The organism is Pseudomonas sp. NPDC089918 (genome assembly GCF_050280605.1).
Taxonomy (GTDB): Bacteria; Pseudomonadota; Gammaproteobacteria; order Pseudomonadales; family Pseudomonadaceae; genus Aquipseudomonas.
Window position 1 is genome coordinate 46,973 of sequence record NZ_JBNNVP010000036.1, and the last position, 20,152, is coordinate 67,124.

31 protein-coding genes are annotated in these 20,152 nt (G+C 57.6%); 19 read left to right on the top strand and 12 right to left on the bottom strand.

Translation table 11 applies throughout. From position 1 onward, the window contains the following. Nucleotides 1-10: 10 nt before the first annotated feature. Entirely contained in the window at nucleotides 11-268 is a 258-nt protein-coding gene (locus ACQKPC_RS22650; protein ID WP_427626429.1) for a LasR-specific antiactivator QslA, read from the top strand. A gap of 41 nt (nucleotides 269-309) precedes the next feature. On the opposite strand, the gene ACQKPC_RS22655 is transcribed toward ACQKPC_RS22650, so the two are convergent. The 9 genes from ACQKPC_RS22655 to ACQKPC_RS22695 are packed head-to-tail and all read right to left on the bottom strand — an operon-like array spanning nucleotide 310 to nucleotide 7,777. Continuing rightward, nucleotides 310-3,063 (bottom strand): conjugative transfer ATPase, encoded by a 2,754-nt coding sequence (locus ACQKPC_RS22655; protein ID WP_427626431.1) that lies wholly within the window; start codon nucleotides 3,061-3,063, stop codon nucleotides 310-312. Further along, complete coding sequence (locus tag ACQKPC_RS22660) at nucleotides 3,063-3,479, bottom strand: TIGR03751 family conjugal transfer lipoprotein (RefSeq protein WP_427626433.1); 417 nt, start codon at nucleotides 3,477-3,479, stop codon at nucleotides 3,063-3,065. The genes ACQKPC_RS22655 and ACQKPC_RS22660 overlap by 1 nt, the downstream gene beginning before the upstream one ends. Beyond that, nucleotides 3,442-4,959: a TIGR03752 family integrating conjugative element protein gene (locus ACQKPC_RS22665; RefSeq protein ID WP_427626435.1), complete on the bottom strand. Its 1,518-nt coding sequence runs from the start codon at nucleotides 4,957-4,959 to the stop codon at nucleotides 3,442-3,444. The genes ACQKPC_RS22660 and ACQKPC_RS22665 overlap by 38 nt, the downstream gene beginning before the upstream one ends. After that, on the bottom strand, nucleotides 4,949-5,761 hold the full coding sequence (locus ACQKPC_RS22670) for a TIGR03749 family integrating conjugative element protein (protein WP_427626437.1): 813 nt from the start codon (nucleotides 5,759-5,761) through the stop codon (nucleotides 4,949-4,951). Before ACQKPC_RS22670 ends, ACQKPC_RS22665 begins: the two co-directional genes overlap by 11 nt. Next, nucleotides 5,758-6,399, bottom strand: a complete 642-nt coding sequence (locus tag ACQKPC_RS22675; protein ID WP_016978885.1) for a PFL_4703 family integrating conjugative element protein — start codon at nucleotides 6,397-6,399, stop codon at nucleotides 5,758-5,760. The genes ACQKPC_RS22670 and ACQKPC_RS22675 overlap by 4 nt, the downstream gene beginning before the upstream one ends. Next, nucleotides 6,396-6,809 carry a TIGR03750 family conjugal transfer protein gene (locus ACQKPC_RS22680; protein ID WP_427626439.1) on the bottom strand — a complete coding sequence of 138 codons (414 nt, stop codon included), beginning with the start codon at nucleotides 6,807-6,809 and terminating at the stop codon, nucleotides 6,396-6,398. Before ACQKPC_RS22680 ends, ACQKPC_RS22675 begins: the two co-directional genes overlap by 4 nt. A gap of 7 nt (nucleotides 6,810-6,816) precedes the next feature. After that, complete coding sequence (locus ACQKPC_RS22685; protein ID WP_046509162.1) at nucleotides 6,817-7,188, bottom strand: TIGR03745 family integrating conjugative element membrane protein; 372 nt, start codon at nucleotides 7,186-7,188, stop codon at nucleotides 6,817-6,819. A gap of 17 nt (nucleotides 7,189-7,205) precedes the next feature. After that, nucleotides 7,206-7,445, bottom strand: coding sequence for a TIGR03758 family integrating conjugative element protein (locus ACQKPC_RS22690; protein ID WP_153649641.1), 240 nt, complete (start codon nucleotides 7,443-7,445; stop codon nucleotides 7,206-7,208). Then, nucleotides 7,442-7,777: an RAQPRD family integrative conjugative element protein gene (locus ACQKPC_RS22695; protein ID WP_427626442.1), complete on the bottom strand. Its 336-nt coding sequence runs from the start codon at nucleotides 7,775-7,777 to the stop codon at nucleotides 7,442-7,444. Before ACQKPC_RS22695 ends, ACQKPC_RS22690 begins: the two co-directional genes overlap by 4 nt. A 324-nt stretch (nucleotides 7,778-8,101) precedes the next feature. Between ACQKPC_RS22695 and ACQKPC_RS22700 the strand changes: the two genes are divergently transcribed. The 18 genes from ACQKPC_RS22700 (at nucleotide 8,102) to ACQKPC_RS22785 (ending at nucleotide 15,611) form a co-directional block, all read left to right on the top strand. Then, entirely contained in the window at nucleotides 8,102-8,776 is a 675-nt protein-coding gene (locus ACQKPC_RS22700) for a tyrosine-type recombinase/integrase (protein WP_427626444.1), read from the top strand. A 118-nt stretch (nucleotides 8,777-8,894) separates the two neighbouring features. Then, complete coding sequence (locus tag ACQKPC_RS22705) at nucleotides 8,895-9,227, top strand: hypothetical protein (RefSeq protein WP_427626446.1); 333 nt, start codon at nucleotides 8,895-8,897, stop codon at nucleotides 9,225-9,227. A gap of 71 nt (nucleotides 9,228-9,298) precedes the next feature. Then, nucleotides 9,299-9,601: a hypothetical protein gene (locus ACQKPC_RS22710; protein ID WP_427626447.1), complete on the top strand. Its 303-nt coding sequence runs from the start codon at nucleotides 9,299-9,301 to the stop codon at nucleotides 9,599-9,601. Between the two features lie 77 nt (nucleotides 9,602-9,678). Next, a complete protein-coding gene (locus ACQKPC_RS22715; protein WP_427626449.1) occupies nucleotides 9,679-10,008 on the top strand; it encodes a hypothetical protein in 330 nt (109 codons plus the stop codon). A gap of 13 nt (nucleotides 10,009-10,021) precedes the next feature. After that, on the top strand, nucleotides 10,022-10,246 hold the full coding sequence (locus tag ACQKPC_RS22720) for a hypothetical protein (protein ID WP_427626451.1): 225 nt from the start codon (nucleotides 10,022-10,024) through the stop codon (nucleotides 10,244-10,246). Between the two features lie 12 nt (nucleotides 10,247-10,258). Next, on the top strand, nucleotides 10,259-10,534 hold the full coding sequence (locus ACQKPC_RS22725; protein ID WP_427626453.1) for a hypothetical protein: 276 nt from the start codon (nucleotides 10,259-10,261) through the stop codon (nucleotides 10,532-10,534). Between the two features lie 14 nt (nucleotides 10,535-10,548). Further along, complete coding sequence (locus tag ACQKPC_RS22730; protein WP_427626455.1) at nucleotides 10,549-10,803, top strand: hypothetical protein; 255 nt, start codon at nucleotides 10,549-10,551, stop codon at nucleotides 10,801-10,803. A gap of 31 nt (nucleotides 10,804-10,834) precedes the next feature. Beyond that, nucleotides 10,835-11,059: a hypothetical protein gene (locus ACQKPC_RS22735; protein ID WP_427626457.1), complete on the top strand. Its 225-nt coding sequence runs from the start codon at nucleotides 10,835-10,837 to the stop codon at nucleotides 11,057-11,059. Nucleotides 11,060-11,071: 12 nt separating this feature from the next. Further along, complete coding sequence (locus ACQKPC_RS22740; protein ID WP_427626458.1) at nucleotides 11,072-11,419, top strand: hypothetical protein; 348 nt, start codon at nucleotides 11,072-11,074, stop codon at nucleotides 11,417-11,419. A gap of 10 nt (nucleotides 11,420-11,429) precedes the next feature. After that, the gene (locus ACQKPC_RS22745; protein WP_427626460.1) at nucleotides 11,430-11,636 is read left to right on the top strand and encodes a hypothetical protein; all 207 of its coding nucleotides are present in this window, start codon (nucleotides 11,430-11,432) and stop codon (nucleotides 11,634-11,636) included. A gap of 44 nt (nucleotides 11,637-11,680) precedes the next feature. Further along, nucleotides 11,681-11,956 (top strand): 4-fold beta flower protein, encoded by a 276-nt coding sequence (locus tag ACQKPC_RS22750; protein ID WP_427626462.1) that lies wholly within the window; start codon nucleotides 11,681-11,683, stop codon nucleotides 11,954-11,956. A gap of 16 nt (nucleotides 11,957-11,972) precedes the next feature. After that, nucleotides 11,973-12,227, top strand: coding sequence for a hypothetical protein (locus ACQKPC_RS22755; RefSeq protein WP_427626464.1), 255 nt, complete (start codon nucleotides 11,973-11,975; stop codon nucleotides 12,225-12,227). A gap of 230 nt (nucleotides 12,228-12,457) precedes the next feature. Next, nucleotides 12,458-13,135 carry a tetratricopeptide repeat protein gene (locus ACQKPC_RS22760; RefSeq protein ID WP_427626466.1) on the top strand — a complete coding sequence of 226 codons (678 nt, stop codon included), beginning with the start codon at nucleotides 12,458-12,460 and terminating at the stop codon, nucleotides 13,133-13,135. A gap of 8 nt (nucleotides 13,136-13,143) precedes the next feature. Further along, nucleotides 13,144-14,034 (top strand): hypothetical protein, encoded by an 891-nt coding sequence (locus tag ACQKPC_RS22765; protein WP_427626468.1) that lies wholly within the window; start codon nucleotides 13,144-13,146, stop codon nucleotides 14,032-14,034. A 125-nt stretch (nucleotides 14,035-14,159) separates the two neighbouring features. Then, entirely contained in the window at nucleotides 14,160-14,408 is a 249-nt protein-coding gene (locus ACQKPC_RS22770; RefSeq protein WP_427626470.1) for a hypothetical protein, read from the top strand. Nucleotides 14,409-14,507: 99 nt separating this feature from the next. After that, a complete protein-coding gene (locus tag ACQKPC_RS22775; protein WP_236531505.1) occupies nucleotides 14,508-14,696 on the top strand; it encodes a hypothetical protein in 189 nt (62 codons plus the stop codon). 12 nt (nucleotides 14,697-14,708) lie between these two features. Then, the gene (locus ACQKPC_RS22780; RefSeq protein ID WP_427626472.1) at nucleotides 14,709-15,113 is read left to right on the top strand and encodes a hypothetical protein; all 405 of its coding nucleotides are present in this window, start codon (nucleotides 14,709-14,711) and stop codon (nucleotides 15,111-15,113) included. A 114-nt stretch (nucleotides 15,114-15,227) separates the two neighbouring features. Continuing rightward, nucleotides 15,228-15,611: a hypothetical protein gene (locus ACQKPC_RS22785; protein WP_008075291.1), complete on the top strand. Its 384-nt coding sequence runs from the start codon at nucleotides 15,228-15,230 to the stop codon at nucleotides 15,609-15,611. Between the two features lie 339 nt (nucleotides 15,612-15,950). On the opposite strand, the gene ACQKPC_RS22790 is transcribed toward ACQKPC_RS22785, so the two are convergent. The 3 genes from ACQKPC_RS22790 to traD form a co-directional block, all read right to left on the bottom strand. Then, nucleotides 15,951-16,931 (bottom strand): integrase domain-containing protein, encoded by a 981-nt coding sequence (locus tag ACQKPC_RS22790; protein WP_427626474.1) that lies wholly within the window; start codon nucleotides 16,929-16,931, stop codon nucleotides 15,951-15,953. 138 nt (nucleotides 16,932-17,069) lie between these two features. Then, entirely contained in the window at nucleotides 17,070-17,798 is a 729-nt protein-coding gene (locus tag ACQKPC_RS22795; protein WP_427626478.1) for a TIGR03747 family integrating conjugative element membrane protein, read from the bottom strand. Between the two features lie 40 nt (nucleotides 17,799-17,838). Beyond that, on the bottom strand, nucleotides 17,839-19,998 hold the full coding sequence (traD, locus tag ACQKPC_RS22800; RefSeq protein WP_427626476.1) for a type IV conjugative transfer system coupling protein TraD: 2,160 nt from the start codon (nucleotides 19,996-19,998) through the stop codon (nucleotides 17,839-17,841). Between the last annotated feature and the right edge of the window lie 154 nt (nucleotides 19,999-20,152).

A 20,152-nucleotide genomic window follows, 5' to 3' on the forward strand; every position in this document is an offset into this window, starting at 1 on the left:
TAGGGTGTGTATGGACGAAAACTACATTTCAATTCCTGCGGCGGATGGTTGCTCAAGTCTTCTGACACCTTGGGGCAACGAATTTGCTCCGATGATCGAACGTGGCGTGCAATGCGCCCAGGCTTGGCTTGATACGCCCGGTGAGATTCCACTGTGGTGGGAGCTGGCGCAAACCCGCAAGACCTTTCCTGTCGGTGACTGCCAGGATGCCTTCGAAGCTGGATTCTTGTTGAGGATTCAGCAGCGGCTCCGGGGCGTACCGCAATAACCGGTCACTCGCTTTAGAGCGCGAGGCCTGAATGGATTCCCCTATGCGGGTTCTATTCCTCGCGCTCTATCGATCCGTTCAGCTACCCGATACGCCGCTTCCAGCTCCGAGCAGCCGTTCTCCTGCATCAGTGTCCAGCGCTCGGCTTTCTCCTCGGGCTCCGTCATGGCCAGGGCGAGATAGAGGCTGGGCGGCACGGCCCGAAACAGCGTTTCGAGCTTCTTCGACAGCACGACCCCCTCTGTGTATTTACCCGGCTCCTTACTGGCGGAGAGCAACAAGGCTTTTTGCGCCGGTGTGAGCTTCTTGAACCGTGCGATTTCTTCGATTTCCGCGGGCGGCATGTTCAAACAAATCCACCATTCGATCATGTTGAGCATGGTCTGCGCAGCCGTGGGAAAGTCGGCAAGGTTTTGCGTTGCCAGCCAGAACCAAGCGCCGAGCTTGCGCCACATCTTCGTGCCCTTGACCACGAACGGTGCCAGCAATGGGTTCTTGGTGATGATATGGCCCTCGTCAGTGACCATGATGATCGGCCTCCCCAGATACTGGTCGCGCTCGGCGAGGTTGTTCACGGTGTTCATCAGGCTGATGTAGCTGATGGACATCTGGGCCTCGTAGCCTTCGCGCGCGTACGTGGCGAGATCGACAATGGTCACATCGCTCTCGGGCCAAGGCGTGCCCTCGCGATCAAACAGTTCACCCTCGAAACCTTGGCAAAACAGGTCGATGGACTCACCCATTTCCTGGGCACGCTCGCGACGCTTCTCCGGCAAGTGTGTGTCAGCGGCGACGCGCAGCAACGCGTCGCGCACGTTGCGGGTCAGTACCTGGCGACACGCCGCGACACACGTTTGCGCCGCATCGAGAATGCACTCGCGGATCAAGCTGCGATCGGCTCGACTCAGGCGCGCCTCTTCCTTGGCCTCGCCGCCGGTGATCATCAAGCGGGCGGTGATTTCCAGTTCGCCGAGAACATCGCGCTGATCTTCGCGACTGGTTACCACCTCATCGTCCAGCTCATCGATCGACAGACTCGCCACCTGATCCGGCTGCTCGACCAGGCGCCAAGCGTCGGCGAACGGTGCGAGGCTGATCGAGGCGCCAGGTTTCAATTGGACCTTGTTGACCGACAGGCCCTGTGTCGCGAAGTAGTCGCCCTGCAAGCCGAATGAGTTGCCGGCCTCGACGATAAACAGGCGAGGACGGTACACGGCCATGACCTGCATCAGTAGGGTGACCAGAGTGGCCGACTTGCCGGCGCCGGTGGGGCCGAACAACAGCAGATGACCATTCATGGCTCGGTCCAGGCGTGATAACGGATCAAAACTCAACGGCGATCCGCCACGATTGAACAGGGTGATGCCCGGGTGGCCGGTGCCGGTGCTGCGGCCCCAGACCGGAGCCAGGTTCGCTAGGTGTTGAACAAACATCAGGCGCGTGTACCAGTTGCGCGTGTCACGGGCCGGGTTGTAAGCCATCGGCAACCAACGCAGGTAGCTGTTGCAGGCGGCGACTTCATCGCCTTCGCGTACAGGTTGCAGCCCCGCACCCAGCAGCGCGTTGGCCAGGCTGACTGAGCGCTGGTGCAGTTGCTGTTCATCGTGACCGCGCACGTAGAACGCCAGGGTGCCGTGGTAAAGCTTGTGCTGGCGGCCGATGATTACGCGAGCCTCTTCGACATCCTGGCGGGTCTGGGTCGAGGCCAGGTTTTCACCGATAGCTTTTCGCGCCAGGCGGTTCAACTGATCCTCAAGTACATCCTGCGGTTTGACCACCAGGGTCAGGCTCATCACCGTGCCTTCGGGTAACTGGTCGAACAGTGCGTTCACCGCATCGCCCTTATGGGTTTCGCCGGTGAGTTGGCCAATCAAGGGTACCCGCCGCAGTTTGTCCACCACCATCACCCGGTGGGGCTGATCGTCGAAAAACCAGAGTCCGCATTGCACATCCGAGCGCGGTTCGTTGAAGAACAGCCGCTCGGCAAAGTCGTGATCGAAGGGCAGTTCCAGCGACTCGCCATCGCCCGGCTCCGGAGATGCCACGCGGCGATAAAACTCCTCGGGCGCTTCATCGGTGAGCTTGGGGGCCGGATTGAACCAGGGCACTAGCCAGGCATACAAACCTCGTCCATCGACTCGCATCGATTGCACTCCACACGCCTGCAGCGAAGCCGTAACCCGTTCGCAAGCCTGTTGCAGGGATTGCACCGGGGTGAGTCCCGTCGCCTCTGCGTCAGACTCCAGCCAGCGATAGACCACCAGGCGTACCCGGCGGTTATTGCCACGCCAGGGCAGGCGTGTAACCACCTTATCCTCAAACAGACCACCGGGCTTGGCGATGGCCTTCAGATGACGGCGGCTGAGTTCCAAATACGCCTCGGTGAAGATGGTGCCTCGCGCGCTGTCCTGAATATAGCCAGTGAGCCGGTTCAGGTAGGGGGTGAAGTCATTGTCGTCCTGGCAGAAAAACTGCGCCACCCAAGGCGCTTGATCCAGCTCGTCAAAGCTGTCCTGCAGGGCATCCTCGAGGGCATCGCGGGCGGCCATCAACCAATCGGGTTCGCGCCCTTCGGTGCCGATGGGCAGTAACTCGAACACCGCACCCACCGAGCGATTGTCATCGAGCAAAAAACACTGCTCGGTGTCGAGGTATTCGACCCACGGCAGGTGATCGGTGAAGCTGGGGTTGTGCGCATAGAGCGCGGCTTCATCGGCCAAGGTGGCGCGAGGGCGCAATGGGTTGCGCCAGGCTTTCCGCGTGGCAGTGCGGTTGCCCGCATCGCTGGTACGCACTACAAGTCTTCCTGACGTTCACCAGGTAACGCGTACTGCACCCGTTGGTAGAACGGAAAGACGGTCGAGTAACCGGGGATCGGTGCCTGCTCGGTACCACTCAAGTGCGGATACACGTACAGCACCAGATCGGGATTGGGCAGGCGAGGGAACAGGTTGCGGATCTCGTTCGCCGCTGTGCGCGTGTACGGTTCCTGGAGAGCCGCGGAGACATCTGCCTGAGCCAGCGGGCGGCGTAACTGCTGCCGAGCATCCAGCAGTTGCTGCTGAGTGCCTTGCGAACCAGCACCGTTCCAGATGTCCAGCATGGTTTGCTCGCCATGGGGCAGCAGCGTCTCCTTGTCGGTGGAGCACCCCGCCAGACCCCAGCAGAGCAAACTAATCCAGGTCAGGCAGAGAAGCTTGGTCTTTTTCATGGCGAACGCTCCGGCCCTTGGGCTCGTAGTCGATGGTGATCTCATGGTCGAGGTGCAGTGCGACTTGGGCGGCCGGTGGCACGTACACGGCCGCAAAGGCCTCGCCATACAGTTTGTTGATCCACTCGCGGATGTCGCTGACCCCTCCGCTGAGAATTGCATTCAGCGCGCTATTGCCATTGCTGCCGGTGACTCCGAGCGTACTTCCGCCCGAACTGATCACGCTGCTGTTGCTCTGCTCATCTCCGAGCAAGGCAGCGACACCGGCGCCAGCCGCAGTGACCAGACTCTGGCTACCGAGGTACTGCTGGGCGTTCGAGCGGCGCTCACCGGCAATGCAAGGAATGCCATACGGATCGGACAGGTAACCGAGTCCACCACGGATCTTGTCGGTGTTCGAACTCTGGGTAGTGGAGGCATTGCGACCGGCTACCGCCTTCGGCTGAGGGACCGTGCGGATGGTGCCATCGGTAAACACAAAGGTGATCGACTCGACCTGTCCGCGTACGCAAGACAGGGTCCAGTCACCGGACGCCGTACCGCTCATCACGGCCCCCGCGACGTCCGGCAGGTCGATGCCGTTGGCCGTCAGGTTCTCGGGACCGACCAGCACCTTGAAGGGATAGGGATCATTCACGGTGCCGTCCACCGGGACTCGGCCGATCAGCGCGGTCATGGCGACCGAGCCCATCAATGTCGCGTTTTCGGGGATCGTGTAGGCCGGCTTCGCATCTTCGGTACGATCAACTGATCGCGTCAGGTCGCGCTCACCCTTGGTGACGGCATGTAGCTGTTTCTGGCTACGATCAATCGCGTTATCTTTCAAGCCTTCCAGAGAGTTGAAAGCGGTAGGCAGACTCAGTGCGGAGGAGGACTTGGTTTTGCCTCGGGCGTCGGTGGGCGGAGCATCCGAGGGTTCAATCCACTGCAGCGCATCATTGGCAGAATGCTGCCCGTCGAACTGGGCACCGTCGCCCGGCTCAAACCCCAATCCGATTGGCATGTCCTGGCCTTTGCCGGTCAGCCCCGACAGCTGTTCCTGCAATTGCGTCAGCAGACCGCGGGCCTGGCGACTGTCTTGTTCCGCTTTGAGTCGGGCCTCGTTGGCTTGTCGGCGGCCTTCGTCGACCTGCTGGGTCACGCTGCCCAGTGCCGTCTGGATATGCGAATCGACACTGTTTTCCCGCTCGCGCAGATGGTTGTTCTCCGTCTGCAGCGAATCGTTGTGTTTCTTCAAACCGAGCATGTCGCTGCGCATGGCCTTCACCTGGCCGACCAGGGTGGCGACCGTATCGCGTGGGGTGTCGCCCGCAATGCCGAGCGACTTGGCTTGCTCGGCGGATAACTGAAGGTTGCCCTGATCAACTGGGTTCTCTGGCGAGGGCGTGCTGCCACCCGCGACCCAGGTTTTCAGGATGATCAGCACCATGGCCAGCAGCGCCGCCGGTACTAGCCATTTGAGCAATGCATTAGCCTTCATCGCCAGCACCTCGCGCAACGGGCGGGAGCAGCACGGCTTGTTCGAGGCCAGCACCGCGTGTGACGAGGTAGGCGAGCGTGGTGTCTTCAGCACTGCCGACAGGCCCGAGGAAAGCATGCTGAAAGGTCGCGGCGAACAGCTTTGCCTGAAGCCTGCGAGGATCGAGTTGCACAGTCTCCAAACCACGATTGCGCAACTTCACCGCCGTCACCCAGTAATCACCGAGTCGCCAGGCGGCGATGGGTGTGCTGGACACATTTTCGGTCGGCAGCAGGGTCGGCAATTCGGTGCGCAGCTTGAGCGGGACGCGGCGTACGCCGGGTAGGGATTCTACGGTGCGCAGCGGCGCGTACAGGCTCTGTGCGGCATAGCGCGTCAAAGCGACCGGAGTCGGCGTGCGTTGTGGAACAGGGACAGCGCTAGATTCAGCCTCGGTAGCTTGCACCTGAGCATTCTTGAGAATACGCACGGGCTCCAGCGGTTGATCGCCGGGCGTGGCCGCGATATCCAGCAGGATAATCTCGCCCGTCGTGACCGATTGCAGTTGCAGTCGGGTCGGTGCAATGGCTTCCGACGCGCGCAGGTACAGCGTGCCGCCGGTTGATTGAATGCGCAGCTTGCCCGTCAGGGTTGAGGGCACGCCGATTCGAACATCCTCGTCGACAAAGATCACTCGTTCCTGATTGATCACCAGTGGGACCGCGAGGGGGAGGCGTTCCCAGTGCATCAGTTCGACGGCCTGCGCTGCAGCACCCCATAACATCAGTGCGACGGTCAGTCCCAGGGCAGAAATCCGCTTCACGGCTCACCTCCAGGCAGGGAGATTTTTTGCGGAGTGCCCTGATAACAATCCAGTGCCAGCCCCCACTTATTGCGTTCGGGGTCCAGATCAAAACGCACCACGCGTAATGGATAACGCACCACCACCCGTTTCACCGGTTCGGCGGCGTAATACTCATCGGCGTTGAGGTCGAGCTTGACCAGCCAGCTGTCGCGATCGAGTTGCTTGACCCTGAGTTCCGGATCTTCGCTGTAGCCTCGGCCCAGAATTTCGTAGACGCCACGCACCCGCTGGCGCAGTTCGCCGGCGGCCTTGCGGTACTCATAATCACCGTCGAGGAAGGCCTTGCAGGCGGGTGTCAGGTAGGACTGCAAGCCATAGATGGCGCGGCGATAATCCTGCTCGCCATCCGAGGGCCAGCGGTTGAGCTGGCCAAAGATGTACAGGGCAAAGGCATAAACATTCTCTGAGGGGATATCCCACCACTTGCGCGTGCTGCCCGAGCGCAGATCTGGGGGGACATGCACGGTCAGATCGGTCGGTGCCGAACGCCAGCCGTACCAGAGCCCGGCACAGACCAGGGCAAGGATCATTACCGCCAGACGCAGGCTGAAGATATGCGCCTGTTGGGCATCGACCTTGTTTCGAAAGCGGCTCATGGCTGCCACCGGGACAGGGCAGGGCGCAGTCGACGCGAACGGCGAACCGTCCAGGCGCCGGAGTGGAGAATCAAACTTCCGCGCCCCAGGCGCCAACGGCTGGCCAGTACCCATTCGAGTTTGCGGTACAACCAGGTCTCGGGGCGGGCCCGTTTGGCCCGACGCAGTAGCGTGCCACCGGCAAACAACACCAGCGCCATGCCTGCGATCATGCTGGTCGGCGCCACGGCAATGGAGGCAGTGGCGATCGTCAGAGGAACGCCCAGCAGCAGGCCAATGATTGCGCCGGTGCCAAGCGCTACCCACATCTCATCATTGGTCAAACCGCGTAATACGGCAGGATCGCGATTGAGCCGCTCCGGCAGAAAGACCAAGGTGCCGTCGGCAAGATGTTCGATTGTGTCGTTCATGCCGACCTCACAGAATCGCGGCAGCCTTGGTCAGGAACCAGATGATGATCACCACCAACAGAGCACCGATACCGACCACCGCACCTAAGTCTTTCCAGGTCTTGCGTTGGTTCTGCACGTCGGCATAGACAGTCAGGGAATGCCAGGCCACACCTAGAAAAGCGAGTAGGGCGATTAGCAGACCGAGCAAGATGCCGCCGTCGTAGGCGTAGTTTTTGATCGTCTCGATCAATCCGGATCCTTCACCGCGCGAAGGGGCTTCCATGGTGGGGAGCTCGGCGAAAGCTAGGCTTGGGCCGAGTACCAGCAGCAGACCGATCAAGCGTTGGCTGGCACGATCTCGCAGATTGTTTTTCAGAGGGGCAAAGCACTTGAGCATGGTGGCGATCTCCTGGGTTAGGACAGGGTGAAGAACATCAGGACCAACAATGTGAGCAGCACGCGTGCGGTACTTCCGCCAAGCGCGCCGAAGCGCACACTGCCGGTGGCCCAACCCCGGTAAGCCGTCCACATCACCCAGGCGCACCAAAGCAAAGCCAGAACCAGAACTAGGGATAGCCAGAGCGTCGAGCTGCTCTGCGGTGCGAAGCCGGAGGCGTTTTGGAACGCTGCGATCTGAGCGTCAGTCATGCTCATGGCGACGGCTCCGCGGGCGGAGTGTCGAGGCGGTATTCGCCGACTAGTTCACTGGGATCGCGAGGTTGAGCACGGGAGGGGGAAAGGTAGCCCTGCACACCGTGGCGGATGCGCTGGATGTCTTGGGAAAGACGGAGATAGTCGAAGCGATAGCGCTCGACTGGTTCAGCCGTGCTGGCTGCCTCAGCTTGCGTTGCAAGGCGTTCGATAATATCGAGCTGCTGCTGGACTAGGCTGAGCTGATCCTGCTCATGACCAGATGCGGCATAGCTGTTGCCATCGACGATAGCCAGCGAGAGCAGTAACAAGCAGCGAAAGATGGTAGTTGGCATGATGCTGGCCCATATGGATCTGGGAGCAGAATCAAGTTAGAGGTCGAATTTTTCCGTAAGAAACCTGAGGTCTGATGAATCGCTTTTTCTGGGAGGTACTGGAGATGTTTACTTACAGCTATGTGGTCCTTCGATCTTTGATGGAGAGAGTGGTTGAGGCTCTAGGGAAATTCCACTCTCGATGAGCTTCGTTGATGACGATATCGTCACAACCCATTTTCCGTGAACATCAGGTAGGGCCTGCTGATACCCTTGTCAGGAGGCCCCGGCCTGACTCTCTCCAGATTGAGCACGATTCCCGTGTAATCCTGACAGAGAGAACACATGAGCACTCGCCGCGCTACTTCCCTCCGCCCTGGGCAGTTCAAACACCTGATCCGGGTTGCATCCGTCACTGGCCGAATGCCAGAACGCGACGTGATGCTGCTTTGGCTGACCCACACCACCGGCATTCGCGTCACCGAGCTGGCCTTGCTTGAGGTTGCAGACGTGCTGTACCCAAGTGGCGCAATTAAGCCCGAGGTGTACTTACGCGCAGATATAACCAAGGGCTGCCGACCGCGCAACGTGTACTTGACCCATGCCCGATGCCTTGCCGCGCTTGATGCGTGGCTTGTGATGCGTGCCCGGCGCCGCTGGGGGCTTTCAGGTGCAGATGAGTACAGAGGATTCCGCCCAGGTTCGAAGTTGGTCACGACTCACAAGGGGCATGCTTTTGAACTGGCTTTCAAACACCGCCAGTTGGACAGTGGGCCGGAGGTTTACCGTGCCTGCGACTCGCTGCAACAGACGATTAGCAGGCTCTACCGGCAGGCCGGTATCAAGCAGGGTTCATCCCACAGCGGCAGGCGCTCACTGGCGGCGAAGGTGCTGGCTGCTACCGGCGATGTAGAGACTGTGCAAACCATTCTTGGGCATGCATACCTCGATCACAGCAAACCGTACCTAACTGTTGACATCGCGGTTATCCGCCGAGCTTTCGAGCTTGCTCTGGCATAGTGATGTCAGTGATTCTATCTATTAGTCACAGATGAGGAATCCGGTATGCACTCAGATGGAAAGACGCCGGCGACACTGCATCTGGTGTCGCTGGCCAGCTGATCGACCACTACATGTAGTGACACAAAGGAAAACGCACGCAGCTATTCATAAAAAATATGCGCGTGGTTCTCAGCCCCAAAAGGTTCGCGATTTCTCAAAAGCGTTTGGATGGGCTGTTGCTTTCAATGATGGCGGCCTTGACAGAATGAAGGATCATTATGATCCCGAGCTTGGCAAGCTCGTAGTAGCGTTCTCCTGGTGGAGCCGAGCACTTTCAAATGGCGTTCCAGAGAAAGATTTTGACCGCTACATGGATGCCCACCTGGCATTTGCTGATTCGTTGGTAAACGGTGTCGGCCAGGCAGAGGCTAGAGCAGCGATTCAAAAATGGGAGCGATTCGCAGGCTAATACCGATTACAGAAAAAGGGCGCATTCCTGTGCCCGCGAGCGAATCACACAACTGATTAGGAACCCCAGAAATGCTGATGCAAACCCGTGAATACCATCCAATAGCCGCCCTATCAGGCGCTCAACCGGTCAAGTTTCAGGTGTCGCCGTTTTTCCTGCATGTCGACATCGGCCAGCCCTACACCAAAATGGCGGTCAAGCTGGGTCAGCTGCGCTTCGAGGACGCTACGATGACCTTCGACAAGATTCCGGTGGTAAATGTATGTGGCGGTAGCGGCAGCGACCTGTTCTGGCAGATCTCGCTCAAGCCCGAAGATGCCGCCGACCTGAAAGTGCTGATCGCTGAAATCCTCGAAGCGGCCAAGAGTCTGTAGCGAAACATGCCCTGGCTCGCCGGGGCTTCAAGGAAAATCAGAGCGACACTCCCCTCACTCGCAAAGGAAAACGAGCCATGAACAAGAACATCGCCGGCAGTGAAATTCATCACTCGCCCAGCTTCGCCCAAACAGCGATTGATCAAATGGGCCTGCCGCTGAACTTGCACAATGAGTTGCAGGTGCGACTGGACAAGATCCATACCGACGGTATGACCGAGACGCTGGTGAAGCATTTGGTATATGCGAAGGGCATCGTGCGCGGCCTAGAGGTGGCTGGGGCCATCGGGGCCTCTCAGGGCGTGGACTTGCTCGAAATTTTTGAGAAAGCTTACGTGCAGCGTGATAGCTACCTGCGACACGGTACTGCCTCTGACAACGCGGGTATCGAAGATCAACCGAAGTAGCACGGAAAAGTTTATGGCTATTCCCGCTCCGTATGACAGCCACCCTTTGATGCTTGCGCCTGTGATGCAAATGGTCCTAGCTATCCCCGAATCAGTTTTGTGGGTAGTAGGCGATACGTGGGTGAGGTGCGAACACGGGGAATACTTCATCGGTGCTGATGAGAAAGTGAGCTGGGAGCGAGTTTATGAGCTTCTGCTCCACGCGAAAGGTGATGCCTACCCCTGGGTTGAAGATTGAAGGAAAAACACGATGAACAACACTGAAAAATGGGTCATTCAGAATACTCACGGGCAACTGCTACAGAGCTTCGCGATTGACCCCAAGCAGATCCGCATCAACTGGTTTCGTCCAGATGCTCCCGGCAAAACCAAGGCTGCTGAGAAGGGGCCGTTGTACCTTCTGGCCGAATCAAAAGCGCAGGTTCTGCTAATGGCACTCGTATCACAGGTTCCGACTGAATTTGCTGGAGCCAAGGTTGTGAGTTTGGCGCAGGCACTCAGCGCAGTTAGCGACCCTTCCAGTTAGCGGAAAATCAGACCATGACCCAGGTTAAAGAAATGCCGATCACCTTGGGGCGCTACGCGCTCGAATGTCTCAAGGAATACGACGAAGCCAAGGGCGAGTTGGCTGCGTTGGTCAATGCGCTGGATACGCCCGCCCCGGAGCTGATGCAGGCAGCGCAAGACCGCGTGACGGCCTGCGCTCGGGAGTTGGCAGATCACCTTATCGCGTTGCAAGAGTGGCGGGCCGTGACCAGTAGTGTCTTCGACCGAGGCCGAGCACCGCAGGGTTGAAGGTCCACCCCAAAGTTGAAGGAAACATATGATGGCTACGCAACTGCCCTTCCAAGTCCATGTCGCGCTCAACCTGTACGGGGCCACCCCTGAGCACTTGCAGCAGGCGCTCAAGGAGGCTTACGAGCAGCTGGTCCAAGGAATCCCCGAAAGCCACACCGTAATGCAGGATCAGAAAGCCGGGTTCACCTTCAAGGTCACGGCGATGAACCTTGACGACAACAAACCCAGCCCAGCAATCCCACCCCAGGTTTAACGGAAAGCAACGATGAAAATCACACTGAACTCAATGCTTCTTGCGGTGTATATCGCCGCAGCTCCGATGGCGGCGGTGGCTAGCGACTTGCCAACGCCATCAACAGAAAAGGAAATGGCGGATCAGCTTGTTTCATGGTCTGCCGGCTTCTGTAAAGTTATGGAAGAAAAGCAAGGTACGGACTTCGTGGCGTGCTTCAAGCGCGTTACCGACAAGGCAATAGCTGGCCTTGAACAAGAGTCACAAGTAGAGACTAATGCTTATCAAAAAATGCACACAGGGGAGGGCGAAAGCGGTGGTGGGGTTCCGCCCGGACCATCTGATACGCCTAAAGGATTTGGCACATATCCGGGCAAGTAGGAAAACAGTCATGCCTAACGATCAAGCGCCCAGCACTCTGGAAGCCGTTGCATCGCAAGCTGCAAAGGAGCTTGGCGCGGTACTGGCAATCGGGGACTCCCTGACGGCAGCTGATTTGCCGATCATTCGCCGCCGCCTGGATGAAGTCATCCAGGCTACAAACGCTGCAATTCATGCGTGTGAGCAACACCAATACGCGCAAGACGCAGACAAGTAGGAAAAGACACAAAGGAAAACGCCACAAGGCGAAGGAGAAAGGATTTGGATCTGTATACGAAGAATGGGAAGCCGCTCCAAGTATCGGGCACCACGGTGTATAGCCGCTCTGGAAAGGTGGTGGGCCGAATCAAAGGCGAAAAAGTGTTTGGTACTGATGGGCGGTACGTCGGCACCATCGTAGGTGATCGCCTGGTGTATCGCTCAACACAAAGTGCGGCACTCAGCTCTCCCTTTGCATCCGCTAATCGCGCCGGTTCTGCAAGGGCACATCGAGCTAGGTCGGCGATATGGGGCAACGAACCAGACATACCGGAATAAGCCAGTTGGAGGAGCAATGCGAAATATCTCAATAGCACTCAATCTCTTATTGATCGGTACGAGCGTCTGGCTTCTAGTGGATGAACACTCCATAAATGGCGTAGACATTTTTATCTATGGTGTTGTCTTTGCTGCACCACTGAGTAGTCTGGTAGCGCTACTCCTGAAAGGGGGCGAAGGCTGGCTAGGACTCTACTTCAAGAGGAAAGCTTTGGAAGAAAGAAAAAAGATTGAGCAGCTTAAGAGCGATGAGAAAGACAACCGAAGATAAATTACAGAGTGCTGACCCAGCCCCGTCCGGGCTGAGCTTGGGCGACTGGATCGAATGCGATCTGTCCTCCCCGACGCCGCATATCCGAGCTGCCCAACTTAACACCCATGACGCAATGCTCTATGGCTTGCAACTGTTGAGTGATCCAAAGATCGGTTGGCGGCGAGCGACACGCGACTGGTCAGCAGGCAAGGCCACCACTGACGTACAGAGTTAAGGGAAACATTCATATGCCGCTTAACTTCCAGATGAAGGTCAAGATACTTGCCGCTGCTGTCCTGCTTGCGGCGAGTGTTGAAGCGAATGCAGGGTTAGTCGAAGGCGACCGCTATTTGGCAAAAGGGCAGTATGACCTTGCATACAAAGAGCTAAAGCCCGAAGCGGATAAAGGTAACGCGGCAGCCCAGTTCTATCTGGGAACGATGTACCTTGAAGGTCAAGGCGTAAAACAGGATGTGTACGTTGGAGTGAAACTTCTTGAAGCATCCGCAAATCAGGGTGACTCGGGCGCACAGCTTCGGCTCGCCCGAATTTACTACGACGGCAAGGTTCAAAAGAAGAGCCTAGAAAAATCTTATGTGTTTGCCAGGAAAGCGGCAACTCAGGGCGTCGGTGAGGCATCGATGTTCCTCGGTGTGCTGTATTACAAAGGCGCAGGCGTTCCGCAGGACTCCTCCGTCGCCTTGGCGCTTTGTCGTGATGCTTCGGAGAAACTGGCTACTTCCGTTCAAAGGGGCGAGGCCGTTGAAGCGGCGCTCACTGATTCGAGGAAGGCCGTTGATGTTCTGGAAGGCAGGTTAACTGCGGAGCAAAAAAATGAGGCATCAAAGATCTTGGCTGAGTGGCGCTCAAAGCATCTCCTGCCAGGAGATGCGTCCCTTAGCCATCCAGGCAAAAACGGCCAGTGATCTAGGAATTGCCAAACAACCCTACGGGGCTGCATCGGAAAGCGTTCATTGCCCAATCAAGCTGGCCGGGGACAGTCATTGAGCGCTTTACCAATGCAGCTACGACACGAAAGAAAAAAGGAAGCGGCAACATGATAGGACTTCGAGCACGTCATTCGTTTGCACAGTTTTTAGAACTGCAACCCCCAACCGTTTCAGTTGTTCTCTTAAGCAAGTATGGGGTTCAGCATCTTTCACTGCCGCATGACCATTTGCTGTCAGCTTTACTAAACATCCTGCGTTCGCTCGACGAGCGGACCATCATGCATGTACTTGCCGAGGTCATAGCAACCCCAGGCGATCTGCGTGCAAGGGTCAACCCGAAATATCGCTTTGACGAGCGTATGCATGACCTCACGCAATGCCTGTTGCTGGATGGTTACATCGTAACCAACAAGACGCTCATTAAAGGAGACCCGTCCATCACCAGCGCACCACCGATAGAAGACGATCTGATCTTAGCGCTTCAAAACTCAGGGGCTCCTCGCAAAGACGACATTATTGCGCGGATTAATGATTCGGCCTCTGCATTTCGTGCGACGCCGCCTGATTTCAACGCTTCTCTCGTGAATGCGCGAGTGGCACTTGAAACACTGGCAGTCGATATCGCCGCTCATGTAGCTTCACGGATGACAAACCCACCTCCCTACGATCCTTCAAAATGGGGGATGGTTATCCAGTTTTTACGCATAAGTGGTGAGATCACAGTTGAGGAGGAGAAGGGGCTTGCTGGTGTATTCGGCTTTTTAAGCCCAGGCGCTCATCGGCCAGTCAGGATTCCCGAAGATCAGATGACACGGCTCGGGCGGTCATTTGCGCTCAATATGTGTTGGTTCTTGCTCAAGAATCACTTGGCGTAAGTGACACCACACCAGACGTATAGGAAAGGCGCGTCCAGCAACATACCAAGCCCCGGCCAAAAACCGGGGCCGAGGACGTAGAACGACGCCCATTTTCGCGTCCGTGAAAACAACAGGGAGTATCCATGAGCGTAATCACGAAGAAAGCTGAGAAGGTCAGTGCCACGGTCGGCACTCTTGACGCAGGTTTCAGTTTTGAACAGTTCTTGGCTGCGTTCCAGGCTCAGTACCCGAAGGACTGGGAGAAGGTCGTGCGGGAGTACGCCAAGCATGTGCGCAAGACCAAACCGGGCAAAAGCCATCCCATGCCTGAGCCCGTCCAGTACCTTCGCAATGCACTGAACGTACACCTCAAGGCAAGCAAGCCGGATTAAAGGAAAATCCCGCCCAGATACACCCAAGCCCAGCCATCGAGCTGGGCGGCGGCAGTAGAAAAGGCGCGGTTTTCGCGTCCGGATACAAAGGATAAGCGCATGTCTAAATGGAAGTCATATTTGCCGTTTGTAATCATTATTTTGGTTGGATTTGGTGCAGGTAACATAGCCGACTCTCTCAGGTTCCGTCCGGATAGCATGGGAGTTGGCAGCGCAATGTTCGCCACAGTTTTCTTCCTCTACAAAGTATGGTCAGGTCGCGCAATTGCCAAGCAGTCTGAAGGTTGAGGAAAGGCTTGTATGAACAATTTTGAACCTCTAATTCTTGTCATTGCTGGGGCGATAGGTTTTTACCTCTACCGGTCACACAAGCGTAAGGTTGACTACGAATCTGTATGTGAAGTGGCCCAGGTTTTGAGAGATTTGGCATACAGGTCTGAATCTGAAGCTAACGGGAAGGTTCATCGGCACGAGGTCATGGCGAACGCCATTCGGGAGGCTCAGGCAGCGGTTTTTGCGAAACGCAGATTCGAGTCTGACTACGCTAACCACGTCAGCCGCCAATTGCTCAGTTCATTTGGCCCCGACTTTCTTGAGTCGATTGGATTCTCACGCGAAACGGCAAGATTTAGCAGATGTCGCTCTGGTCTGATTGCGCTCGCAAAAGACTTTGAGCGTCTTCAGCCCCGTAGCAAACAGTGGTGAATCGCGCACTGTGAGTTGAAGGAAAAGCCGCTCCACCGCCAGCCCGCCAATGCGCGGGCTAAGCCCGTGGGAGAGGACCACTTTCGCGTCCACGTTTACAAGGGGATCAGCATTATGAGCACTGCTACCTGCCGCATCTGCGGGCTTCTTTATGTGTCGTCTTTGGTAGAGGATCAAAAAACTCACGCTGCTATTCATAAAAAGCTAGCAAGCGGTTCACAGCCGCAGAAGGTTCGGGACTTTTCCAAAGCCTTTGGCTGGGCGGTAGCTCACAACGATGGCGGTCTTGAGCGAATGAAAGATCAGCATGACCCTGAACTCGGTAAGCTGGTAGTCGCATTTTCTTGGTGGAGTCGCGCTCTTTCGAATGGTGTCCAGGTGAAGGACTTTGACAGTTACATGGAGGCTCACCTTGCATTTGCCGATTCACTCGTCAGTGGTATAGACGTGGATAAAACCAGCGCAGCGATCAAAAAATGGGAAAGGTTCGCAGGCTGATCACCAGCTAGAGGAAACCACGGCTATGACCATGCGCACGTATGAATACTTTGCTTGCCCCAACGGCCACCAGGGCGAAGAGAAAACCACCGAGAACGATCAGCCATATTCGAAGTGCTGGGAGAGTATTTCGATCAAGGGCCTCAGAAACGGGCCAGATGGCAGCTATTTATGCGAAGTGTGCGGGTTGCTGATGTCTCGCGTCCCGAAGCCATCCGCATAGGAAACGACCATGCCATTCCCAAAGATCCACCAGCACAATTCACACGTCACGGCCGATCCGATCATGTCGGACTATGTTCGCGAGCAGTAGCAACGGCTTCATATCGAATGGCTTACTCATGTTCGACCACCAATGTAAGTCGATAACAGGTCGATACGGCCGAGTCCCAACTCGTAGCTGATTTGCACTCGGGCATCCTGATCTAGGCGTCGGTCGAGTTGGTAGCAACGGCCACCGTTGATGGGCGCAAGATGATGAGTGCTCTGTTCATAGCGTTCGCACGCATAGGCGGCCCGAAGCTCGTGGAAGCCTTTGAGGTTGTGCGAATGGAGGATCTCTCGTGCAGGGCGGACGATTTGCCGTTGTAAATCGACATAGCTTTCGTTCGGTGCAAGCAGATTGCGGCTACCGTGGGGTGAAACCTGTTCGGCAAATTTCAGCGCGTCACGAATAGGATCATTTACCGTAATCCAACGAAGCGCCGACGCACGTGAGCGGCCACCTTGGATGCCATCTCGGATGTTGATTTTGCCGTAGTGTTCGGTCTCATGTTTTAGGCGCGGTAGGTCGGCCAAAATGGCCTCGCGCAAGCGCATGCCGGTGGCTCGCGCCAACTGAACGATGGCCGCCGCGCGTGGCATTTGGTGTTCGCAGAGCACGTCGACGATCCGCTTCACCTGCTCATGGTCTTGGCCTTGCGGCGTCGAGCGACGAACACTGGTACGCCGCATTCCCAAGGCCTTACTCGGGCTCGGCACCGCCACAGACTGATCGCCGCGAAGTGCCGCCATAGTCCGGTTCACGCTGGACAACCGGTTTTGCGCGGTGGCGATGCCGATAGCGCCTTGTTCAACTAGTTGGCGCAGATGCCCTGCGTAGTCCAGCAAGGTCTGCCGATCTATCTGTCGCGCATCGTTAAACCCCGGCCCATCCTCCGAACGACACCAGCGGACAAACGCCTGCCAGAGATCACTGTGCGCCTTGACCGTGGCGTAATGCCCACCACCAAAAAGATCGCGCAAGGCTTGCGGTCCGGCATAACTCAGTTGTCGGCCATAGCCAAAATTGCGCCCATCTCGTCTACCAACCAATGCCATGATCAAACTCCTCTCGAAGCCAAACACCTGTGAGGGTTGTCCACTAACGCGGGACTGGCGGCTCCTTACGACCGGGAGCTTGGGCCTCTCATGAGCTGGCCTCCTGAACACTTCCGCAGATAAGCATTCGTGTCGCACTCAGAGATATTTTTTGAATGTCGCCGTCGTGATGGCCATGGCGACCCCGAGCATCACGGCGCAAGGCAGAAGTACCGCCATTGGGTTGAGCGAAAAGGGTAGGGACAGGTAAAGGATCCAGGGCACGATCAGCAGTGGGATGACCGCTCGCTTGGCCCGATGATAGACAAAGCTGCTTTCGCGCCCAGCGCCGAATTTACGCAGGTCGCGGCGCATCAAACCATCGATGAAGCCGGTGAACATGGCCAGCAGAAGCAGGGGGGTCGCCAAGACCAGAATGGTCAGACGCACCACGAAAGTGAAAGTGACATACACCGCCGCCAGTACAAAATCCTCGATGCTCACATACAGCTGATTGAGCCCGCTCCAGAAGCGGTTGTCCTGGCTAGACGCCCGCGCCTGCTGGGCGAAATCCGTAAAACCGGTCTTGACCAGTAACCACTGCTGGAGGAAATCCAGCCACTGGACAATTGTCTGTCCAGGCTGTTGGATAATCAGTGAGGATGTGAAGTGCTCACTGAGCCAGCCCAGTTCGCTGCTCAGCATCGCCTGACTGTGTCGCCAGCCTTGATCACCCCAGAACAGCAGCAGACCGGCCCACTCGATCAGAATCGAGAACAGCAACGAGGCGATCAGCAAACCGATGACGTGCAGGACCAGGTTAATCGCCGAGACGATTAGCCCTGGGCGCTGGATGGGTTGCGGTGGAGGGTTCTGAGCTGAAGTCATCCTTCTTGACTCCGCGAAATGCACTGCAGGGCTGACGGCGTCATGGGGCCTCCAGAGCAGGAACACTTGCATCCACCGCTGAAGAAGTGCGTGGAGGCGTAACCCGATCTGGATCGAAGTCGAGCGTCGGGCCGCCGCCACTTGCACTCCACCAGTGACCCGCCTGTTCGTTGTAGCTGGCGCGCATCCGCTGGGTGAGCTCCTGCAGATCCTTGGGCATCGCATCGTCGGGAGAGGGCCTGGGCAGTGGCATGCGGACTTTCCAGAGCTGCCCGCCCACCTGGAAGGAGAACATTTGCCCCTTGGGCAAGCTGACGATGTGAGCCGGCTCGATCAGGGGCACGCAGGTGCTGCTGACCCGATCTTGGGAGGACGAAGTGAAGTCCGTGTTGGCCTCCGGGTCGGAGGTATCGGTGGCTCCCGAGACCAGGGTTTTCGTCAGCACGTTGATCTTGGGCAATTGTTGGGTGAGCAGTTCCGCGGTGGCGGTTTCGCGCACCCGGAGCATCTGCAGGGTGTTGAAGTTACCGATGACCTGGCCGGCTTTGGCCCGGTTGCCGATGCGTGCCTCAATATCGCTGAGGGTTTGGGTGTAAGCCGTCACCTGGATGCCCGCGCCGCCGCCCTTGTTGATCAGCGGAATGAATTCATCGCCCATCAACTCGTTGAACTCATCGGCGTGCAGGTTGATCGGTAGCTTGTCGGCGCTGCTGCCTGCGGTAGGCAAGCCATGGTCGATGCCATGCTTGTAGACGTGGCCGGCGACCGAGACCAGGTCGGCGAACATGGAGTTGCCCACGGCAGCGGCGACCTCGGCATCGGTCAGTGCATCCAGGCCGACGTAGACGATGCCGCGCTTACGGATGATCTGCATCCAATCGAAGATCGGTCGTGGATCATTCAGGTCGGTGTAGTTGGGGGCCAGCAGTTGGGAGGTCTTGCCGGTGGTGAGTTTCTCCAGCAGCGGCAGTAGGGAGGCAACGATTTTGTCGAAGTAAGTACGGTCATATCGCACCGCCGAACGCAGTCCGTCCATTACCGGATCAAATACCCGCTTCACCGCTAGGTACTGCTCGATGGCCACCACGCGCTTTTCGCGCCCGATCATATGCCGGGGAATGTTCTTTTCGGTGAGCTTGCCTTCAAGCTGGACGATCACTTCCCACGCCTTCGGATCGGTCTTGGCGAAAAACTGTTGGGCGTATTCGATGAACAGTGCGTCGATGTTGACTACATGGCGTTGGATCTGCAGGTAGTCCGGGCGTCGGCCCAGCTCGATCAGTGCGCGGGCTATGATGTTGACGAAGCGCCAGGCGAACTCACGGAAGGCCGCAGAGTTACCTTCACCACTGAGCTGCCCAGCGATGCGAGACGCCACCTCCGAGATGCGCCCGAAACGTCCTACGGCGTTGTAACGGGCGGAGATTTCCGGCCAGCCTAGATGGAACACATAGAACTCCTTTTCTCGACCGGCGCGTTTGGTTTCGACGTACATCCGTTTGAGCAAGTCGGCATCGCCCTTCGGATCGAAGACGATGACCACCTCGTGTTCGATACGATGAATGTCCTGGGTGATGTACATCTCGGCGAGTCGCGTCTTGCCGACACGGGTAGTGCCCAGCACCAGGGTGTGTCCGACCCGTTCGCCCAGTGGCAGACTGACTTCCGTTTCGTCGGGCTCGACCCCATGCAACAGTGGCGAACCTCCGACCGGGGGCAAAGGACGCAATGGATTGAAGGCACTGTCCCAGGCCGTGACACGCGCCAATGTAGAGAGCGGAAACGGTGCATGCTCCAGGTGCCGTTCGAGCCCATGGGCCAGACGGTACCGGGTCGGTTGATCGACATAGCGGGCAACGGCCGGGTCCTGCGCCTCGACCAAGCGCTGGGTGTGCAGGCGGGTCCAGCGAAAGCCGCGCCCCATGAACAAACGCTTACGACTGACCGGAATCTGCCGACTGGTCAGCTCGTAGCGGGGCAGCCGACGGATATTGCGCCGATAGCGCAGCACCTCCCAGGCTTGTCGTAGCCGGATCAGGCCGAACAGGGCATAGGTCAGCGCCGCAACCAGACCGATCTCGGGTGACAGGGCCACAGCCCAGGGCGAGTACACGCACAACACCGCGGCAGCGATGCAGATCGCTACGGTGTACAGCTCCACCGCTGGCCGGAGCTTGGACTCCATCGCATGCTCGGCCATGACCTGGACTCACTGTTCCAGTGAGGTGGCAGTGATCAAGACGGGATAGTGCTCAATCTGCAGGCCTAGACCCTGATCGTTCCCACGCTCCGCGTGGGAACGCAGCCCGGGACGCTCTGCGTCCCATTGGAACGCGGAGCGTCCCTTGAGGCAT